Annotated in this window: 18 protein-coding genes; 10 read left to right on the top strand and 8 right to left on the bottom strand. The window is 70.2% G+C overall.

The window, feature by feature from the left end:
* Nucleotides 1-242 precede the first annotated feature (242 nt).
* The 4 genes from ACOJUJ_RS25830 to ACOJUJ_RS25815 form a co-directional block, all read right to left on the bottom strand.
* Entirely contained in the window at nt 243-1,862 is a 1,620-nt protein-coding gene (locus ACOJUJ_RS25830; protein WP_420129811.1) for a M6 family metalloprotease domain-containing protein, read from the bottom strand.
* 12 nt (nt 1,863-1,874) lie between these two features.
* Nucleotides 1,875-2,273, bottom strand: coding sequence for a hypothetical protein (locus tag ACOJUJ_RS25825; RefSeq protein WP_420129810.1), 399 nt, complete (start codon nt 2,271-2,273; stop codon nt 1,875-1,877).
* A 175-nt stretch (nt 2,274-2,448) separates the two neighbouring features.
* Nucleotides 2,449-4,074, bottom strand: a complete 1,626-nt coding sequence (locus tag ACOJUJ_RS25820) for a M6 family metalloprotease domain-containing protein (RefSeq protein ID WP_420129809.1) — start codon at nt 4,072-4,074, stop codon at nt 2,449-2,451.
* A gap of 11 nt (nt 4,075-4,085) precedes the next feature.
* Entirely contained in the window at nt 4,086-4,487 is a 402-nt protein-coding gene (locus ACOJUJ_RS25815) for a hypothetical protein (protein ID WP_420129808.1), read from the bottom strand.
* A 218-nt stretch (nt 4,488-4,705) separates the two neighbouring features.
* On the opposite strand from ACOJUJ_RS25815, the gene ACOJUJ_RS25810 reads away from it, so the two are divergent.
* Entirely contained in the window at nt 4,706-5,644 is a 939-nt protein-coding gene (locus ACOJUJ_RS25810) for a glycosyltransferase family 2 protein (protein WP_420129807.1), read from the top strand.
* The gene (locus ACOJUJ_RS25805; RefSeq protein WP_420129806.1) at nt 5,641-6,786 is read left to right on the top strand and encodes a glycosyltransferase family 4 protein; all 1,146 of its coding nucleotides are present in this window, start codon (nt 5,641-5,643) and stop codon (nt 6,784-6,786) included. Before ACOJUJ_RS25810 ends, ACOJUJ_RS25805 begins: the two co-directional genes overlap by 4 nt.
* Nucleotides 6,787-6,795: 9 nt before the next feature.
* On the opposite strand, the gene ACOJUJ_RS25800 is transcribed toward ACOJUJ_RS25805, so the two are convergent.
* Together ACOJUJ_RS25800 and ACOJUJ_RS25795 are read right to left on the bottom strand one after the other, a co-directional pair.
* On the bottom strand, nt 6,796-7,239 hold the full coding sequence (locus ACOJUJ_RS25800; protein ID WP_420129805.1) for a type II toxin-antitoxin system VapC family toxin: 444 nt from the start codon (nt 7,237-7,239) through the stop codon (nt 6,796-6,798).
* A complete protein-coding gene (locus tag ACOJUJ_RS25795; RefSeq protein ID WP_420129804.1) occupies nt 7,236-7,445 on the bottom strand; it encodes a hypothetical protein in 210 nt (69 codons plus the stop codon). Before ACOJUJ_RS25795 ends, ACOJUJ_RS25800 begins: the two co-directional genes overlap by 4 nt.
* Nucleotides 7,446-7,542: 97 nt before the next feature.
* Between ACOJUJ_RS25795 and ACOJUJ_RS25790 the strand changes: the two genes are divergently transcribed.
* The 5 genes from ACOJUJ_RS25790 (at nt 7,543) to ACOJUJ_RS25770 (ending at nt 14,189) form a co-directional block, all read left to right on the top strand.
* Complete coding sequence (locus ACOJUJ_RS25790; RefSeq protein WP_420129803.1) at nt 7,543-8,331, top strand: class I SAM-dependent methyltransferase; 789 nt, start codon at nt 7,543-7,545, stop codon at nt 8,329-8,331.
* Nucleotides 8,307-9,470 carry a glycosyltransferase family 4 protein gene (locus ACOJUJ_RS25785; protein WP_420129802.1) on the top strand — a complete coding sequence of 388 codons (1,164 nt, stop codon included), beginning with the start codon at nt 8,307-8,309 and terminating at the stop codon, nt 9,468-9,470. Before ACOJUJ_RS25790 ends, ACOJUJ_RS25785 begins: the two co-directional genes overlap by 25 nt.
* A 112-nt stretch (nt 9,471-9,582) precedes the next feature.
* The gene (locus tag ACOJUJ_RS25780) at nt 9,583-10,716 is read left to right on the top strand and encodes a glycosyltransferase (protein WP_420129801.1); all 1,134 of its coding nucleotides are present in this window, start codon (nt 9,583-9,585) and stop codon (nt 10,714-10,716) included.
* Complete coding sequence (locus ACOJUJ_RS25775; RefSeq protein ID WP_420129800.1) at nt 10,713-11,714, top strand: GDP-L-fucose synthase family protein; 1,002 nt, start codon at nt 10,713-10,715, stop codon at nt 11,712-11,714. Before ACOJUJ_RS25780 ends, ACOJUJ_RS25775 begins: the two co-directional genes overlap by 4 nt.
* Nucleotides 11,715-11,759: 45 nt before the next feature.
* Complete coding sequence (locus ACOJUJ_RS25770) at nt 11,760-14,189, top strand: polysaccharide biosynthesis tyrosine autokinase (protein WP_420129799.1); 2,430 nt, start codon at nt 11,760-11,762, stop codon at nt 14,187-14,189.
* Nucleotides 14,190-14,312: 123 nt separating this feature from the next.
* Here ACOJUJ_RS25770 and ACOJUJ_RS25765 read toward each other — a convergent pair whose 3' ends face one another.
* Together ACOJUJ_RS25765 and ACOJUJ_RS25760 are read right to left on the bottom strand one after the other, a co-directional pair.
* Nucleotides 14,313-14,654 (bottom strand): helix-turn-helix domain-containing protein, encoded by a 342-nt coding sequence (locus ACOJUJ_RS25765; protein ID WP_420129798.1) that lies wholly within the window; start codon nt 14,652-14,654, stop codon nt 14,313-14,315.
* Nucleotides 14,651-15,037, bottom strand: coding sequence for a hypothetical protein (locus tag ACOJUJ_RS25760; protein WP_420129797.1), 387 nt, complete (start codon nt 15,035-15,037; stop codon nt 14,651-14,653). The genes ACOJUJ_RS25765 and ACOJUJ_RS25760 overlap by 4 nt, the downstream gene beginning before the upstream one ends.
* Nucleotides 15,038-15,359: 322 nt before the next feature.
* Between ACOJUJ_RS25760 and ACOJUJ_RS25755 the strand changes: the two genes are divergently transcribed.
* Genes ACOJUJ_RS25755 through ruvA form a run of 3 tightly spaced genes read left to right on the top strand, consistent with a single transcriptional unit; the run spans nt 15,360 to nt 17,292 of the window.
* Nucleotides 15,360-16,103, top strand: coding sequence for a YebC/PmpR family DNA-binding transcriptional regulator (locus tag ACOJUJ_RS25755; RefSeq protein ID WP_420129796.1), 744 nt, complete (start codon nt 15,360-15,362; stop codon nt 16,101-16,103).
* Between the two features lie 2 nt (nt 16,104-16,105).
* On the top strand, nt 16,106-16,708 hold the full coding sequence (ruvC, locus tag ACOJUJ_RS25750) for a crossover junction endodeoxyribonuclease RuvC (protein WP_420129795.1): 603 nt from the start codon (nt 16,106-16,108) through the stop codon (nt 16,706-16,708).
* On the top strand, nt 16,705-17,292 hold the full coding sequence (gene ruvA, locus ACOJUJ_RS25745; RefSeq protein ID WP_420129794.1) for a Holliday junction branch migration protein RuvA: 588 nt from the start codon (nt 16,705-16,707) through the stop codon (nt 17,290-17,292). Before ruvC ends, ruvA begins: the two co-directional genes overlap by 4 nt.
* Nucleotides 17,293-17,615: the final 323 nt, after the last annotated feature.

The raw sequence follows: 17,615 nt of genomic DNA, 5'->3' as shown, positions 1-17,615 counted from the left end.
CGCCGAGCCAGCCTCGCGATCGCCGAGACGAGATCCTTCGGTCGCGCGTAAGCGGTTGAGTGGATTCAAGTTGAGGAGGCGCGCTCCCTCAGGAAATCAAAATATTGCGTTGTCTGAAGATCAGATTCTTAAACACACTCTCAGGAGCGCGCCGCTCCCCGGACACGGCAGCGCGCGGAGTAAACTCCCTCCGCGCCCCTCCGAGTCTCCGCATGAAACTCGTTTCTTCGCCGGACCTTCGGCTACTCCGCCGCGGGGGAGGTGCGGAGGAAGGCGCGCACGTCGCCCAGGTCGAAGCGCCCGTTGGCGTTGCCCAGCGCGTCCACCGCCGCCTGCTCGTTGGCGGAGAGCGCCACGCCGCCCAGGTAGGGGCTCATCACCTGGTTGAAGGTGAGCTGCGGACGGCGCACCACCTGCACCTGTGCCTGTCCGGCCTCGACGGTGATGGTGAGCACCAGGTTGGACGCCGCCCCCGAGTTCAGCCGCAGCGACGGAGTCGACTCGTCCGTCAGCACGCGCGTGCCGGTGAACACGTCACCCGGCTCGCCCCGGTTTCCGCCCTCCCGGGCCTGCCTGATCAGCGCGCCGTCGCCGTCCGCCTCCACCAGCCGCACGCGGTACCGCTTGGGGCAGGTGGCGCACGGACGGACGGGCAGCGAGATGTCCACGTGGTACATCAGCACTCCGCCCACGGGCAGCCCGCCGTCGAAGCCGGTGTTGGGGCGGTACTCCAGCAGCAGGTACTCGGCACCGCCCGGGAGGGGGATACGCAGCGACTGCCCTGAGGTCTGCACCGGCGGCAGCGTGTACCGCGCGCTCCCATCGACCCGCGCTTCATGCTCGTCTATCCACCCCAGCTGGCCCTTCTCGTACGCGCCCATGTGCGGCGGCCGCTCCACCTTGGTGATGGCCGCGCCGTCGCCGCACCCCCACGAGCCCGCCGCCATCAGCGTCCAGCACCCCAGGACCCAGCGGCGGTCGGCGGGCAGAATGCCGGCGCTGGCGTCATAGAAGTCGGGAAGGCCGAACGCGTGCCCCGTCTCGTGCGCGATGATGCTGATGGGCTGCGGTCCGCCGTCGCAGTCCACCGCGCTCTGCATGATGTACTCGTCCACCCGTACGGGCTCGCCGTTGGGGCGCCGGTCGTCCGAGGTGTACGGCTGTCCCGTCCACCCGGTGACCGAGCCGCGGTGCGGCCAGGGCCCCGGCCCGCCGCACGAGCCCGCGACCTCCGAGTACTGGAACACGGTCACGTCCACGTAGCCGTCGTCGTCGGCGCTGTTGGGCACGCCGTCGGGGCCGTCGTTGTCGAACTGGCCAAAGTTCACGTTGGCGTCCACGCCCTGCAGCGCGCTCATGACGTACTCCCCGATCTTCGCGTCCTCACCCAGTCCGATGGACGCGCCCGCGGCTTCGGCCAGGGTTACGCCGGTGCGCGTCCAGGGGAGCACGGTGCCGGTGAGGGTGACGCGGCCGCCGCTGATCTCTCGGTAAAAGTCCGTCAGGCTGCCCAGCGGGTTCTGTCCAAAGAGCTGCTGATGGGTGATCTCGGTGCTGAACGGCGGTGGGGCCGAGCCCGCGAACAGCGTCATCACCACCGCCATACGCAGGTTGCCATACCTGGGAAGGTAGGACGCGGCAATCACGCCCTCCGCGCCGGCGAGCGACGCGGCGGGCCGGTTGCGCCACCCGCCACGGAGTTCGAAGAAGTCAGGGTCCCGCGCCACGCGCTCGTAGTACGCGGAGGGAAGGGTGATGCCGCGGGCCCGGGCCAGCGCCTCGATGTCCTGCGCCGCCGCGGCGCGCGGTTCGCCCAGCACCGCCATCGTGCCCAGGGCCGCGAGAAGGGCCGTCTTTCGCATCGCCATCATCCCTCAGCGGCTGAAGGTGACGCTGTAGCCGGCGAGCGACGCCCGCGGCTGGTCGCTGCCGTCCACCACCTCCACCACCCGCGCCGTCGGCGGTCCCTGGCCTTCCTCCATGGTCACCCGGAAGGCGACCTGCGCCGCCGGTTCGTTCACCACCACCACGCGGCGGGTGGTGCCCGCGGCCACGGTGAAGATGCCGCCGCCGGGGCCGCTGACGGACAGGATCCCCGGCCCGGTGAGCTCGATGGCGGCCGCGCCCTCGGCGCCGTTGGGCGACTGCAGCACGGCGCGGTACTCGCCGCCGTCTTCGGTGCCGGTTCCGCCGCCGCCACCTCCGCCCCTGTCGCACGCGGAAAGCGACAGCAGCGCGGTGAGCAGGAGCAGGGTAGATGATCCGAGGTTCATGGAGTACCGGGGAGGGGTGAGGGAAGTAGGACGCGGGCGGGAGGGCGCTGCACCGCTTCGGGATGCCGCGCGCAGGTTCCGCGGGAGGATGACGAGTACGCCCCGCCGGTTGTGACACACCGGGCGGGGCGGACAGGGGAGACGCAGTATCGAACGAACGGGTGTTTTTGGACGCCTACTCCCCGGCGGGCGCGGTGCGAAGGAAGGCGCGTACGTCGCCCAGGTCGAAGCGCCCGTTGGCGTTGCCGACGGCGTCAACCGACGCCTGCTCTTCGGCGGAGAGCGCCGCGCCGCCCATGTAGGGGCCCATCACCTGGGTCAGGGTAAGCTCCAGGCGGCGCGCCACCTGCACCCGCGCCTGTCCGTCCTGGACCGTGATGGTGAGCACCAGGTTGGACGCGGCCCCCGAGGTAAGCCGCAGCGACGGCGTGGTGGCGTCCGTCAGCACGCGCGTGCCGGTGAACACGTCGCCGGCCTCGCCGCGGTTGCCGCCCTCCGTCGCCATCTTCACCAGCGTGCCGTTGCCGTCCGCTTCTACCAGCCCCACGCGATACTTGCGCGCACAGGTGGCGCACGGGCGCATGGGCAGCGAAGTGTCCACGTGGTACATCAGCACCCCGCCCGCGGGAAGGCCGCTGTCGTAGCCGGTGTTGGGGCGGTACTCCAGCAGCAGGTACTCGGTGGTGCCGCGCAGGGGAATGCGCAGCGACTTTCCCGAAACCTGCACCGGCGGCAGCGTATACGTGCCGCCGACTACCGTGCTGGCCTCCACCTCGTCGATCCACCCCAGCTGGCCCTTTTCGTACGCGCCCATGTGCGAGGGCTTTTGCACCTTGCCCATGCTGGCGCCGTCGCCGCACCCCCACGATCCCGCCGCCATCAGCGTCCAGCACCCCAGCACCCAGCGGCGCTGCGAGGGCAGAATGCCCGCCGTGGGGTCGTAGAAGTCGGGAAGGCCGAACGCGTGCCCCGTCTCGTGCGCGATGGTGCTGATGGTCTGCGGCTCGCCGTCGCAGTCCACCACGCTCTGCATGATGTAGTCGTTCACCATCACCGGCTGCCCGTTGGGGCGCCGGTCGTCGCTGCTGTACGGCTGTCCCGTCCACCCGGCCACGGTGGAGCGGTGCGGCCACGGGCCCGGTCCCCCGCACGAGGCCGCCACCTCCGTGTACTGAAAGACGGCCACGTCCACGTAGCCGTCGTCGTCGCCGCTGTTGGGCACGCCGTCGGGGCCGTCGTTGTCGAACTGGCCAAAGTTCACGTTGCCGTCCACGCGCTCCAGCGCGCTGACCATGTACTCCCCGATCTTGGCCTCTTCGCCCAGTCCCATGGACGTTCCCACGGCCTCGGACAGCGTCACCCCGGTGCGCGTCCAGGAAAGCACGTTGCCGGTGATGGTGACGCGGGCGCCGCTGATCTCGCGGTAAAAGTCCGTCAGGTTGCCCAGCGGGTTCTGCCCAAAGAGCTGCTGGTGGGTGGTCTCGGTGCTGAACGGCGGCTGGGGCGATCCCGAGAACAGCGTCATCACCACCACCATCCGCAGGTTGCCCTGCCCCGGGAGCACGGCCGCGCTGATCCCGCCCGGCGTGCTGGCGCGCCCGGCGGGGGCACGGTTGCGCCACCCGTGCCGCAGCTCGAAGAAGTCCGGGTCGCGCGCCACGCGCTCGTAGTAAGCGCGGGGAAGCGTGATGCCGCGGGCGTGTGCCTGCGCCTCGATGTCCTGCGCCGCCGCCGGTCGCCATCCGCCCAGCACGGCCATCGTCCCCAGGGCCGCCAGAAGGGCCGTCTTTCGCGTCGTCATCGTCCCCTCCCTCAGCGGCTGAAGGTGACGCTGTAGCCGGCGAGCGATGCCCGCGGCAGGTCGTTGCCGTCCACCACCTCCACCACCCGCGCGGCCGGCGGCCCCTGGCCCGCCTCCATCGTCACCTGAAACGTGACCTGCGCGGCCGGCTGGTTCACCACCACCACGCGCCGGGTGCCGGCCGCGGCCACCGTGAACAGCCGGCCGCTGGAGCCGGTGACGGACAGGATCCCCGGGCCGGTGAGTTCGATGGCGGCCGCGCCCTCGGCGCCGTTGGGCGATTGCAGCACGGCGCGGTACTCGCCGCCGTCTTCGGTGCCGGTTCCGCCGCCGCCCCCACCACCCCCGCCATCACACGCGGACAGTGACAGCAGCGCGGTGAGCAGGAGCAGGGTGGATGATCTCACATTCATGACGTACCGGGGAGGATCGAGGGGAGGAAGGACGCAGGCGCGAGGGCTCTGCACCTGTTTACGTGAATACAGGGCACATGTTCCGCCGGATGTGAACGCCCGCGCCCCGCCGGTTATGACATTTCGGGCGCGGTTGCGCCATCTGGTGCGCGGGCTCTATCGTTCCGCACGCATCGGCCGACGTATCCGCCGCGCCTTTTCTCCCCGTGTCCCCTGCGTTGACCCAGCCCCCAAGGCCCGGCCCCGCGCGCCCGATCACCGTCGGCATCTGCACGCGCGATCGGCAGTCGTCGCTGCTGCGCTGCCTGCGGTCGCTGCGGCACGCGGAGGGGCTGATCGAGCGCGTGTTCGTGGCCGACGACGCCTCCGCCGTGCCCGTGGAGCCCGCCGTCCGCGCGGAACTGGGGGACGACCTGCCCGTGACGGTGCTGCGCAACGAGGCGCCGATCGGGCCCACCACCGGGCGCAACCGCATCGCGCGCGAGGCGGCGACGCCGTTCATCCTCTACATGGACGACGATGCCGCGCTCCTCCCCGGCAGCGCCGTGCACGACGCGCTGGCGGTGCTGCGGGCGGATCCCTCCGTAGCCGCGGTGGCGTTCGCGCAGGCGGACGAGGCCGGCGCGCTGTATCCCGCCGGCGCGCAGCCGTCCGCGGCCACGGAGCCGGCGCTGGTGCGCACCTTCATCGGCTTTGCGCACCTGGTCCGCGCGGACGCGCTGCGGGCGGCGGGCGGGTACCGCGAGATCCTGCAGATCCTGGGCGAGGAGCGGGAGCTTACGCTGCGGCTGCTGGATGCCGGCTACCGCGTGGTCTACCTTCCCCACGCCGCCGTCGCGCACCTGGCGGACCCCTCCGGGCGCGACCCCAGGCGCTTTCTGCACCTTACCGTACGCAACGACGCGCTTTCCGGGCTGCTGAACGAGCCGCTGCCGGTGGCGCTGGGGATGCTGGTGCCGCGGCTGCTGCGCTACTTTCCCATGCGCCGTCACTGGGGCGGCGAAGACCCCGGCGGCTTTGGCCGCATTGTCCGCGCGGTGGCGCAGGCGGCGCCGCGGGTGCGGGCGGAGCGGCGGGCGGTGCGCTGGTCCACGCTGCGCACCTGGATGGCGCTCAAGGAGTCGCCGCCATACCGCGGCCCGGAAGGCGGCGCGTGAGCCGTCCGCGCCGGCTGCTCACGCTGGGCCACTCCTACGTCGTAGGCACCAACCGCCGCCTGGCGCGGGCGATGGCGCAGGCCGGGGCGGGGGAGTGGGAGGTGACCGCCGCCGCGCCCGCCGCCTTTCCCGGCGACCTGGGGCCGATCACGCTGCAGCCGGAGGCGGGCGAGCGGGTGGTGCCGGTGTCCGTCCACGGCGCCGGCCGCATCCACACCATGCGCTACGGCCCGGAGCTGCGCGATCTCCTGCGGCAGGAGTGGGACGTGGTGCACTGCTGGGAGGAGCCGTTCATCGTGTCCGGCGCGCAGGTGGCCGCGTGGACGCCGCGCGGCGCCAAGCTCGTCTTTGCCACCTTTCAGAACCTGCCGAAGCGCTATCCGCCGCCGTTCAGCTGGATGGAGCGCTACACGATGCGGCGCGCGGATGGCTGGATCGCGTTCGGCCGGCTGGTCGCGGAGGTGTTGGGCGCCCGCGGCATCTACGACCGCCGCCCGCACCGGGTGATCGCGCCGGGGGTGGATACGACGCTCTTCCGCCCGGATCGCGATGCCGGTGCGCGCATCCGTTCGTCGCTGGGGTGGATGGATGACGCCGCGCCGGTCGTAGGCTACCTGGGCCGCTTCGTCCCGGAGAAAGGGATCGAGACGCTGATGGCCGCGCTGGATGGCTGCGCGCAGCCGTGGCGGGCCCTGTTCGTCGGCGGCGGGCCGCTGGAGGCGGAGGTGCGCGCCTGGGCCGGGCGATACGGCGACCGCGTGCGCATCGTCACGGGCGTGGCGCACGACGCGGTGCCGGACTTTGTGAACGCGATGGATCTGCTCTGCGCCCCCAGCCGCACCACGCGTCGCTGGCACGAGCAGCTGGGGCGGATGCTGACGGAGGCGATGGCGTGCGGCGTCCCCGTCGCCGGCAGCGACAGCGGCGAGATCCCGTTCGTCATCGGCGACGCCGGCCTCGTCATCCCCGAAAACGACGTCGCCGCCTGGACGCGCGAGATCGACGCCCTGCTCGCCTCCCCCCAGCGCCGCGCCGACCTCGCCTCCCGCGGCCGCGCCCGCGCCGAAGCCGAGTTCGCGCTGGACGTCGTCGCGCGCCAGCACCTGGATTTCTTCGACAATTTGCTGATGGAAACTCGATAACTCGAACCGTCAGTTAGGCCAGGGTGGTACGACTGTGACTGGCTCTACTTTTTTGATGAGTTCGAAATCCCGCGTGTTGAGCGTGATGAGCGTGGCTCCACGCTCTCGGCAGGACGCGGCCAGCAGGCAGTCATTCACAAATGATCTGCCGAACGCGCCGGGGCTCATCAGCTTGCGATTGACGAGCCTTGCCATGATCTGGCCTGCCCGTTTCCAAGCGCCGTATGTCGGGGTGATAAGGCGGCCTTTACGCTCGAAAGGCTCGATGTAATTCACGCGAATCGCCTTCTCGCGATCAGGGCTAATCGCGCCGGCCAACATCTCCTGCGCCACCACAGCACTCAGATGGATGTGCGGTAGAAAGTCGGAGGAGAAGCGCTCCAGCTCAGCCGCCCATTGTAAGTCGCGGTCGGCGTTGATAAAGATATTCGTATCTAGGACGTACTTGCTCATTCTTCCGCAAAGATGTCGCGCATGCTGTGGGTTCCGGCCATCTTGCGGATCCCGTCCGTGACTTCCTTGCGGAACATGACGAGTTCCAGTGCCTGTTCGACGGTTTCGGTTTCGCTTTGCGTTCCGAGAATCTTTCTTGCGCGATCAATCAAACCCTGACGAAGGCGCATGTTCTTACGGACGATCTTGTCCTCGACCTTCGACATCATCATCTCCTGTGTGGCCGTGTACAGTCATTCCTGTTGGAATGTACAGCTTGTCCGAGACTTCGTACAGTCCTTCTAATTCAAATAAAGTGGCTGCGTGCCTCTAACTTCTGATACGAATCCCGATCCCCTGCGCTCTGGCGAGTATGCGCGGAAGCAGCTGTTCGGCAGCGGGCTGATCGGGTGGAGCCACGGGCGGCGCTTCGCGACGGCGCGGCGGGTGGTTCAGCCGTACGCGGGCGCCACGCTGCTGGACTACGGCTGCGGCGACGGCACCTTCCTGGCGCTGGTGCACGACATCTTCCCCCGTTCCACGGGCGCGGAGATCGACGGGGTGCTGGTGGAGGGGGCGCGCGAGCGGTTCGGGGCGCTGAACGGGCTGCGGTTTATCCACACGGACGAAATCGCGGCGCTGCCGGACGCGTCGTTCGGCGTGGTGACGTGCATGGAGGTGCTGGAGCACTGCACTCCCGACGCGGCGGAGCGGGTGATCGGGCAGATGCGGCGGCTGGTGGCGGCGGACGGCGTCGTCATCGTCAGCGTGCCGGTGGAGACGGGGCCGGCGCTGCTGGTCAAGGCGGCGGCGCGCGCGCTGGCGGGGCTGCGCGGCGTGAGCGGCTACCAGGACCGCGAGCACTACACCGCCGGCGAGCTGGCGAAGATGGTGTTCGCGGGGCCGGAAACGGCGATCGAGCGCCCCGTCTACGAAACGCGCTTTCCCGACGGCGCGCCCAACCGCTACCACGGGCACAAGGGCTTCAACTGGCGCAGGCTGGCGGTCCGGCTGCAGCGGGATTTCCACGTCCGCGAGACGCGCTTTTCGCCCGTGCCCGTGCTGGGCGGGCTCATCAACAGCCAGGCATGGTTCATCTGCTCCCCCCGCTGACGGTTGGCGTGGTCTGCGACTACGCGGAGGAGGGATGGCCCAGCATGGACCTGGCGGCCGAGCTGCTGGTTGCCGGGCTCCGCGAGCACGCGCCCGGCTACGAGCCCGCGGCGCTGCGGCCGCGGATGCCACGCGCGTTCGGGCGGGTGGTGCGCGGGCGCACGGGGCGCAACGCGGACCGGCTGGTGGCGCGGCACCTGGCGTATCCGCGCTGGCTGCGGCGCCACGCGGGCGGCATGGACCTGTACCACGTAGCCGACCACAGCTACGCCCACCTGGTCCACGCACTCCCGGCGGCGCGCACCGTGGTCACCTGCCACGACCTGGACGCCTTTCGCTCGCTCCTGGACCCCGCCCGCGACGCCCGCCCCGCCTGGTTCCGCGCGATGACGCGGCGGATTCTGCGCGGCCTGCGCCGCGCCGCGTTCGTGGTGTGCGACAGCGACGCCGTGCACGCGGAGCTGCTGTCGTTCGGCGTGCTGCCGCCAGACCGCGTGGCCACCGTGCCGCTCCCCGCGCACCCGGACTTTTCGCCGCATCCCGACGCCGCGGCGGACGCGGAGGCGGCGCGGCTGCTGGGCCCGGCGCAGGGGCACGTCGATCTGCTGCACGTGGGCAGCACGGTCGCCCGCAAGCGCATCCCGCTGCTGCTCAAGGCGTTCGCCGAGGTGGCGCCGGTGGTGCCGGGCGCGCGCCTCATTCGCGTGGGTGGCGCGCTGGAGCCGGAGCAGCGGCGCATCGCGGAGCAGCACGAGATCCTGGACCGCATCGTCCAGCTGCCGTTCGTAGACCGGCGGACGCTGGCGGCCATCTACCGACGCGCCGCGCTGGTGGTCTATCCCTCCGAGCGCGAAGGCTTCGGGCTGCCGCTGGTGGAGGCCATGGCGTGCGGTGCCACCGCCGTCGCCAGCGACCTCACCGTTTTTCGCGAGGTGGCGGGGGATGCCGTCGCGTACGTGGTCCGCGACGATCCGGACGGCTGGGCGGAGGCGATCGGCGACGCCATCGACCGCCTGGCATCCCCCGAAGCGCGGGCTGCGGCGCGCGCCGCGGCGCTGCGGCGGGCGGAGCGCTTTACCCTGGCCTCCTACGCGCGGTCGATCGCGAAAATCTACGCGGACGTGCTGGAGGCGGCGTGAAAAGACAAAAGATGGTTTCACGCAGAGTTACCAGAGTTAGCAGAGTGCCTGATTCAGTTACTCTGCTAACTCTGGTAACTCTGCGTGAGGCCCAATCTTTTTGGGGATGGCGATGAGCCGGCGGATGCGGGTGCTGCACGTGGGGAAGTTCTATCCGCCGCACCACGGGGGGATGGAAAGCCACCTGGAAACGCTGGCGCGCGAGCTGAGCGCGGACGTGGACGTGCAGGTGCTGGTCTCCAGTGACGGGCGGCAAACGGTTCGGGAGACGGTCGACGGGATCCCGGTGACGCGCATCGGCACGCTGGCGTCGTTCGCGTCCGCGTCCATCAACCCCGGAATGGCGCGCGCCATCCGCCGGGCGAACGCGGACGTGGTGCACTTCCATCATCCCAATCCCACGGCCGTCCTTTCGTACCTGGCCAGCGGCCGGCGCGGCCCGCTCGTCGTTACCTACCACAGCGACATCATCCGCCAGCGCGTGCTGGGCGCCGCGTTTTCGCCCGTGCTGCACCGCTTTCTGCGCGGCGCGCACGCCATCCTCGCCTCGTCGCCGGACTACGCGGCCAGCTCGCCCGTGCTGCGGAAGCACGCCGATCGCGTGCGCATCGTCCCCTTCGGCATTCGCGCGGCGGAGTTCGAAACGGCGGACGCGGAGCAGGTGGCGGGCATCCGCGCGAACTATGGCCCTAGACTGGTCGTAGGTGCGGGTAGACTGGTGTATTACAAGGGGTTTGACTACCTTGTGCGGTCGATGGCGGACGTGGACGCCCGGCTGGTGATCCTGGGCGACGGTCCGCTGCGGGCGGAGCTTGGGGCGCTGGCGGCGCAGATGGGCGTGGCGGACCGCGTCGATCTTCCGGGATCCGTGCCGGCGCTGGCGCCCTGGTACCACGCGGCGGACGTGTTCGCGCTTCCCGCCGTGGCGCGCAGCGAGGCGTTTGGCCTGGTGCAGCTGGAGGCCATGGCTGCCGGCACGCCGGTGGTGAACACGCGGCTGGACAGCGGCGTTCCGTTCGTAAGCCGCGACGGCGAAACCGGCATCACGGTGCCCCCCGCCGACGCCGGTGCCTTGGCCGCCGCGCTCAACCGCCTGCTGGACGACGACGCGCTGCGCGCGCGATTCGGACACGCCGCGCGGGAGCGGGTGCGCGGCGAGTTCAGCCTGGAGCAGATGGTGGCGCGGACGCTGGCCGTCTACGAAGAAGCCTTGTCCCTGGACGTTTCCCCAACATCGAGCCGATGACCCCGAGCGACGGCCCCGAGGCATCCGGTCCCCCCTCTCATTCCGAACGCGAACCCGGCCCCGAGTTCTGGGCCGGCCGCCGCGTGCTCGTTACCGGCGGCGGCGGCTTTCTGGGCTCGCACCTGGTGGAGCGCCTGCACGGGCTGGGCGCCGAGCCGTTCGTGGCGCGGCGCCGCGACTTCGACCTTACCCGGCAGGCGGACGTGGAGCGGCTGTACGCCCAGTCGCGGCCGCACATGGTGATGCACCTGGCGGCGGAGGTGGGCGGCATTGGCGCCAACCGCGCCAGCCCGGGCCGCTTCTTCTACGCCAACGCCATGATGGGCGTGATGATGATTGAAGAAGCGCGCGCGGCCGGGGTGGAGAAGTTCGTCCAGGTGGGGACCGTGTGCGCGTATCCCAAGTACACCCGCGTCCCCTTTCGCGAAGAAGAGATCTGGAGCGGGTACCCGGAAGAAACCAACGCGCCGTACGGCGTCGCCAAAAAGGCGCTGCTGGTGCAGCTGCAGGCGTACCGGCAGCAGTACGGAATGAACGGCATCTACCTGCTGCCCACCAACCTGTACGGCCCGCGCGACAACTTTGATCCCGCCACCAGCCACGTGATCCCCGCGCTGATCCGCCGCATGGTCGAGGCGCGGCGCGACGGCCTGGCCGAGCTGCCGGTATGGGGGACGGGGAACGCGTCGCGCGAGTTTCTGTACGTGGACGACGCCGCCCGCGCGCTGCTGCTGGCCGCCGAGCACTACGACGGCGCCGAGCCCGTCAACGTGGGGATCGGCAACGAGATCCGCATCGCCGAACTGGCGGGGCTCATCGCGCAGCTGGTGGGGTACGAGGGACGGCTGGCGTTCGATCCCACGCAGCCCGACGGCCAGCCGCGCCGCTCGCTCGACACCCGCCGCGCCCGCGAGCTCTTCGGCTTCCGGGCCCGCGTGGGAATGCGCGACGGGCTGCGGCAGACCGTGGACTGGTACCGGGCGAACCACCCCGATTGACGGGCGCGGACCCCCGCGCCCGCCCCTCCTTCCATCGCAGTGCCCTTGTCCGAGATCGTTCCCCGTCCCCGCCAGCCGCACCCCGAGGCGGCCCCCCGCACGCCGCCCATGCCGCTGCTGCGCGCGCAGGCGGCGGATCCCGCGCCCGCGTCCGCGCCGGGCGAGGGAATCCCCATGCGCGAGTACCTTGCGGCGCTGCGGCGGCACATCTGGCTGGTGCTGGCCGCCGTGCTGGTGTCCACCGGGATCGCCGCGTACCGCATCAGCAAGGAGCCGCCGCGCTACGCCGCCGCGGCCGCCGTGCAGCTGGTGAACCCGCGGCAGGCGCTGGCGGGGGAGATCGGCACGGGGCAGACGGACCAGCTTCCGGGGTGGTACACGGACCCCATCCTGTCGCAGGTCCAGGTGCTGCGCAGCCGGGGGGTGGCGGAGCAGGTGGTGGACTCGCTGGGGCTGCGGCTGCAGGCGGAGCCGGGATTTCCGTACGCGGACCTGGACTCCATCCGCGTTTCCCCCGCGGCGCGGCCGGGCGACACGCTGCAGCTGACCTTTGCGCCCGGGATGGTGCGCGGGCGGCTGGGGCCGGTGCGCGCCGAGGCGCCGTACGGCCAGCCGCTGGACCTGGGGGTGGCGCGGCTGACCTTCGCGCGGCGTCCAGCGGTGCCGTCGGCGCGGATGCACGTGATTGACCAGCAGAGCGCGGTGATGTGGGTGATCGGGTCCATGAACCCGGCCCAGCGCCAGATGACCAACGTGCTCGACATCCAGTTCACCGCGGGTGACCCGCAGCTGGCGGCGCGGGTGGCCAACGGGGCCGCGGCGGCGTTCCAGACGGTCTCCATGCGCTCCGCCCAGACGGAGTCGCGGCGGCGGCGGATGTTTGTGGAGCAGCAGCTGCGCAGCACCGACTCGCTTCTCCTCATCGCCCAGCACCAGCTGAGCGCCTTTCGCAAGGGCGTGCGCTCGTTCAGCCCGCGCGAAAGCTTTCGCACCACGGAAGAGGGGCTCACGCAGTTCCGCCTGCAGCGTCAGGCGCTGCTGACGGAAAAGAGCGTCTACGACCAGATGGGGCAGGTGCTGGCCACGGACCCGGGGCGCGAGGGGAGCGAGCAGATCGCCGCCCTGGCCGCCTCGCCCGAGGTGGCCAGCAACAGCGGCATCCTGTCGCTGTACAACGAGCTCATCAAGTACCAGACGGCCCGCGACTCGCTGACCACCGGCCGCTGGTCGCGCGCCGCCACCAACCCCGACGTCCAGCAGCTGGACTCGCTCATCAGCACCAACCGCGGCCGCCGGGTGCGCGCGGTGGGGGCCCGCAGCGCCGCGCTCTCCGCGCAGATCGGGGTGCTGGACCAGGTGATGGCCAGCGACGCCGCCTCCATCAGCCAGCTTCCCGACGCCGAGGCCGAGGAGATGCGCCTGTCGCGCGAGGTAGAGACGCTGCAGCGGCTGGTGGACGACATGCGCCGCGAGCAGCAGGAAGCGCGCGTTGACGAGGCGGTGGAGGCGGGGCAGGTGGAGATCGTGGACTGGGCGCTGGTCCCCGGCGGCCCGGTGGGGACGGGGCGCAAGCGCCGCCTGCTCTTTGCGCTGCTGGTGGGGCTGATGATCGGCGGGGGCGGCGCGCTGGTGCTGGACCGGCTGAACACCGCCATCGTGCGCCGCGAGGACGCCGAGAGCATGCTGCAGGTGCCGGTGATCGCGGTAATCCCGCGGCTGGGCGAGCCGCTCAAGGCGTCGCGCCGCCTGGACGTGCGGCGGCTGCTTCCCGGAAAGCAGCCCGAGGAGGAGCGCGGGCTGGTGACGGTGAGCGAGATGCAGTCGGCGGGGTCGCAGGCGTACCGCAAGCTGCGCACGCACCTCATCTTTTCGCAGGGCGGCCAGCCGCCGCGCACGCTGCTGGTGACCAGCGCGTCGGCGTCGGAGGGAAAGACGACGGTGTGCGCCAACCTGGCCACCACCTTTGCCCAGCAGGGGCTGCGCGTGGTGCTGATCGACGGCGACATGCGGCGGCCGCGGCTGCACGGGCTGTTCTCGCAGGCGCGCTCGCCGGGGCTGAGCGAGCTGCTGGAGGGTGAGGCGCAGGTGGCCAGCGTGGTGCGCGACACCAACGTGCCCAACCTGCACCTGATCGCCGCCGGCCGCCTGGTGCCGCACGTGTCGGAGCTGCTGGGGGGCGCCGCCATGGGCCGCCTGATGCGCGAGCTGAACGCCGAGTACGACCTGGTGGTGGTCGACACGCCGCCCGTGCTGGCCGCCGCCGACGCCGAGATTCTGGGCGCACAGGCCGACGCGGTGCTGGTGGTGGTGCGCGCCGGCCAGACGGAGCGCCAGAGCGCGCACTACGCCATGCAGCAGCTTCGCGCCGTCGGCGCGCAGATCGTCGGCGCCGTGCTCAACGACCCGGACCAGAAGATCTCCGGCTACGGCAAGTACGCGTACTACTACGACTACTATACGGAGACGACGGGATAACTCCTCGATGCCGCGGATTCGGATGTAGCGGGTTTCGCGGGGGGAGCAGGAAAACGACATAGGACGTGGATGATGCCTTCATCCACGTCCTATGTCGTTATTTTCGCGTCCTCCGCCGAGATGCTATTCCGCAGCAGACTCCTGGAGGTCGGCGAGTCCGCGCGGCCGTTCGAACAGTGTTGCCGTCTGCACGCCGAACGCGGCGGCTACACGGTCGAGCGTATCGACGGTCACATTGGCCTGGGCGGACTCGATCTGTGCGATGCGTGGCTGAGACGTCCCCACTCGCTGCGCCAGCGCCGTCTGCGTGATCCCGGAGCGCACACGAAGGCGAATCACGTTCCGGGCAATGACGAGCCGACTGCCCATTGCTGCCTCAGTGCGCGCGATTTCCGGGGACTCGCGGCGCAGCGTCGCGAACAGCTCACGCGCGTCGATGCCGGGCAGCTTCTTCACAGCCTTCACTGGTCCCTCTCTTCCACGTCTCCGAAGTGGCGGCGGCGCAAGGCGTCAGCTGCATCGATAAAGCCGTTGACGCGCGCCTTGCCCGCGAGCTTTGACTTCTTCTCCAGGGCGGTGATGTAGAGCGTGCGTGCTGAACTACTGTCGTGCCAGAAGAAGAACATCCGGTACCCTCCACTGCCGAGATCACGGATCTCCCCGATCTGCAGCTGTTGGTCGAGAACCTTGATTGTGGCGCTGTGCACGGAGAGGATCCACCCGTTGACCAGCACGTCCTCCAGGACCTCGTCGATGAGCGGCAGTCGACCCGGATCTGACTTGCGGATCTTGCGCAGAGCCTTTTCGGCACCCGGGAGAAAGCGGATTTCACACGTATCGTTTGTCAATCATCCCTCCTCACTATACAGCATATGATATAAGAAGCGCAAGCCGGATGGCTCGCCTGGCGGGTGAGCTAGCGTGCACCGGGCAAGGAGATGCCGCGAATGTAGATCCATCCAGAGAACCCGCCAGCGCCGGGAAAAAGCCGTCAACGTGGCGGTCGGGAAGGGAGCGATCCGTTGCCGTCCGCCGTGGGACGGGCAATGGCCAGCGGGAGAGAATGAACCGGTGCGTTGAAGCAACGTGCGCGGGAGGATATATTCCCGGTCTGCATTCCCGATGGCGATTTTCAGGCGGCCAACAGGCACACAATCCGGAGGAAGCCCGATGGCGGGGCATAGCAAGTGGAAGCAGATCAAGCACAAGAAGGCGCTGACGGACAACCGCCGCGCCGCCACCTGGACCAAGAAGATCCGTGAGATCACGGTGGCGGCCAAGGAAGGCGGCGGCGACCCCGCCGGCAACCCGCGCCTGCGCCTGGCGATCGACAACGCCAAGGCCGTCAACATGCCCAACGAGAACATCGACCGCGCCATCAAAAAGGGTACGGGCGAGCTGGAGGGCGTGAACTACGAGGAGATCACCTACGAGGCGTACGGGCCCGCCGGCGTGGCGATCATGATCGAGTCGCTGACGGACAACGGAAACCGCACGGTGGCCGACATTCGCCGCTGGCTGTCGCGCAACGGCGGCAACCTGGGCACCACCGGCTCGGTGGCGTGGATGTTCGACCGCCGCGGGCAGATCTCCATCGACGCCGCCAGGCACGACGAGGAGACGGTGATGGAGGCGGCGCTGGAGGCCGGCGCGCTGGACGTGGAGAGCGGCGAGGACGGGTTTACCGTGCTCACCGAGGTGGCCGACTTCCATGCCGTACAGGACGCGTTGCGCGCCGCGGGGATCACCTGGGAAGACGCCGAGCTGGCGATGATCCCCAAGACCGAAGTGCGCGTGGAAGGCCCCGACGCCGACCAGCTGGTCAAGCTGCTGGAGCTGCTGGAAGAGCTGGACGACGTGCAGCAGGTGTACACCAACGCCGACGTCGACACCGACAGCCTGGCCGAGGTCTGAGGTTGCCGGTCGGGGGCGCGGGCCCGCCCGCCGCGGCGGAGCGCGGGCCGGGCGGCCCTGCCGAGAGCGTGGTGCTGGGGGTGGACCCCGGCACCGCGGTCACCGGCTACGGCGTCGGTCGCCGCGCGGCGGACGGCGCCCTGTCGCTGCTGGAGTGCGGCGTCATCCGCACCGACGCCCGCGCCCCGCTGGCCGAACGCCTGCGCGACATCCACCTGGGGATCGTGGAGGTGATCGGCCGCGTGCACCCCTCCGTGCTGTCGGTGGAGGGCGTGTTCTACGCCAAGAACGTCCGCACGTCGGTCGTGCTGGGCCACGCGCGCGGCGCCATCCTGCTGGCGGCGGCGCTCAACGGGCTGGACGTGGCCGAGTACCCGCCGGCGGAGGTCAAGTCCGCCGTCGTGGGCGCGGGGCGGGCCACCAAGGACCAGGTTGGATTGATGGTGCAGCGCCTGCTCAAGCTGCGCGAGGTACCGAAGCCGCACGACGCGGCGGACGGGGTGGCGCTGGCGCTCACCCACTGCTTTCGCGGGTTTGGACCCTCCGCCAAGTCTCCCCCTTTCAACCTGCGGCAGATGATCGAAAACGCGGGAGTACGCCGTTGATCTCACGCATACGCGGCGAGCTTACGGTCCGCGACCTGGAGCGCGTGGAGGTGTTTACCTCCGGCGGCGTGGCGTACGAGATCGCCATCCCCACCACCGTGTTCGAGCGGCTGCCTCGGCTGGGCGAGCAGGTGACCATCCGCATCTACCACCTCGTCCGCGAAGACGCGCAGATGCTCTTCGGCTTTCTGGACGACACGGAGAAAACGGTGTTCGTCCGCCTGCTCACCATCAACGGCGTGGGCCCGCGGCTGGCGCTGGCGATGCTGTCGTCGATGACGGCGGAGTCGGTGGTGCGGGCGGTGCGCGAGCGCAACGTGGCGGCGCTCACGGCGGTGTCCGGCGTCGGCAAAAAGACGGCGGAGCGGGTGGTGCTGGAGCTTACGGGAAAGCTGGACGACATCGCCTTTGCCGCCGGCGCGCTGGGCCAGCGCGCGCCCGGGGCGGAGGAGGCCCTGCGCGCGCTCACCGCCCTCGGCGTGACGCAGAGCGACGCGGACCGCGCGGTTCGGGCCGTCATCCAGGAGAAGGGAAGCCTTTCCGCGCCGGAGCTGATCCGCGAGGCGCTGGCCCGGCTGAAGTAGAGGCGGCCGAAGCCCCCCCCGACATGAACGGGTGGATCCGATGCTCGAAAGAGCGAAAGCCCGGTTCCGGCGCGAGTGCGAGCCGGACCGGGCTTCTCTCTTTAGCGGAACCAATCTGCATCCATCCGGGGTAACAGCGCCCCGTTCGCCCGCCCTTGTCGCGTACAGCCGGCGGCACGTTCGGGGCTCTTGCCCGGTCTCGTTGATCAGCGGCGCCCGAGCCCCGGCATCCGGCCTCTTCCGAACAGATCGCGAGTTCCCGCTCCGGACGGATCGAGCATCCTCGTGATCCATCCCTCGCCAGCAGCCGCATCCCACCCTCT

It is taken from the genome of Longimicrobium sp. (assembly GCF_048594345.1).
Classification (GTDB): Bacteria; Gemmatimonadota; Gemmatimonadetes; order Longimicrobiales; family Longimicrobiaceae; genus Longimicrobium.
This window is presented reverse-complemented; position numbering and strand designations above follow the sequence as displayed.

Excerpts from the sequence above, each read along its gene's own strand:
- ACOJUJ_RS25830 (WP_420129811.1), bottom strand. The coding sequence starts at position 1,862 with ATGCGAAAGACGGCCCTTCTCGCGGCCCTGGGCACGATGGCGGTGCTG.
- ACOJUJ_RS25795 (WP_420129804.1), bottom strand. The coding sequence starts at position 7,445 with ATGTCGAAGGTCGAGGACAAGATCGTCCGTAAGAACATGCGCCTTCGT.
- ACOJUJ_RS25820 (WP_420129809.1), bottom strand. The coding sequence starts at position 4,074 with ATGACGACGCGAAAGACGGCCCTTCTGGCGGCCCTGGGGACGATGGCC.
- ACOJUJ_RS25780 (WP_420129801.1), top strand. The coding sequence starts at position 9,583 with ATGAGCCGGCGGATGCGGGTGCTGCACGTGGGGAAGTTCTATCCGCCG.
- ACOJUJ_RS25785 (WP_420129802.1), top strand. The coding sequence starts at position 8,307 with ATGGTTCATCTGCTCCCCCCGCTGACGGTTGGCGTGGTCTGCGACTAC.
- ACOJUJ_RS25755 (WP_420129796.1), top strand. The coding sequence starts at position 15,360 with ATGGCGGGGCATAGCAAGTGGAAGCAGATCAAGCACAAGAAGGCGCTG.
- ACOJUJ_RS25825 (WP_420129810.1), bottom strand. The coding sequence starts at position 2,273 with ATGAACCTCGGATCATCTACCCTGCTCCTGCTCACCGCGCTGCTGTCG.
- ACOJUJ_RS25815 (WP_420129808.1), bottom strand. The coding sequence starts at position 4,487 with ATGAATGTGAGATCATCCACCCTGCTCCTGCTCACCGCGCTGCTGTCA.
- ACOJUJ_RS25800 (WP_420129805.1), bottom strand. The coding sequence starts at position 7,239 with ATGAGCAAGTACGTCCTAGATACGAATATCTTTATCAACGCCGACCGC.
- ACOJUJ_RS25775 (WP_420129800.1), top strand. The coding sequence starts at position 10,713 with ATGACCCCGAGCGACGGCCCCGAGGCATCCGGTCCCCCCTCTCATTCC.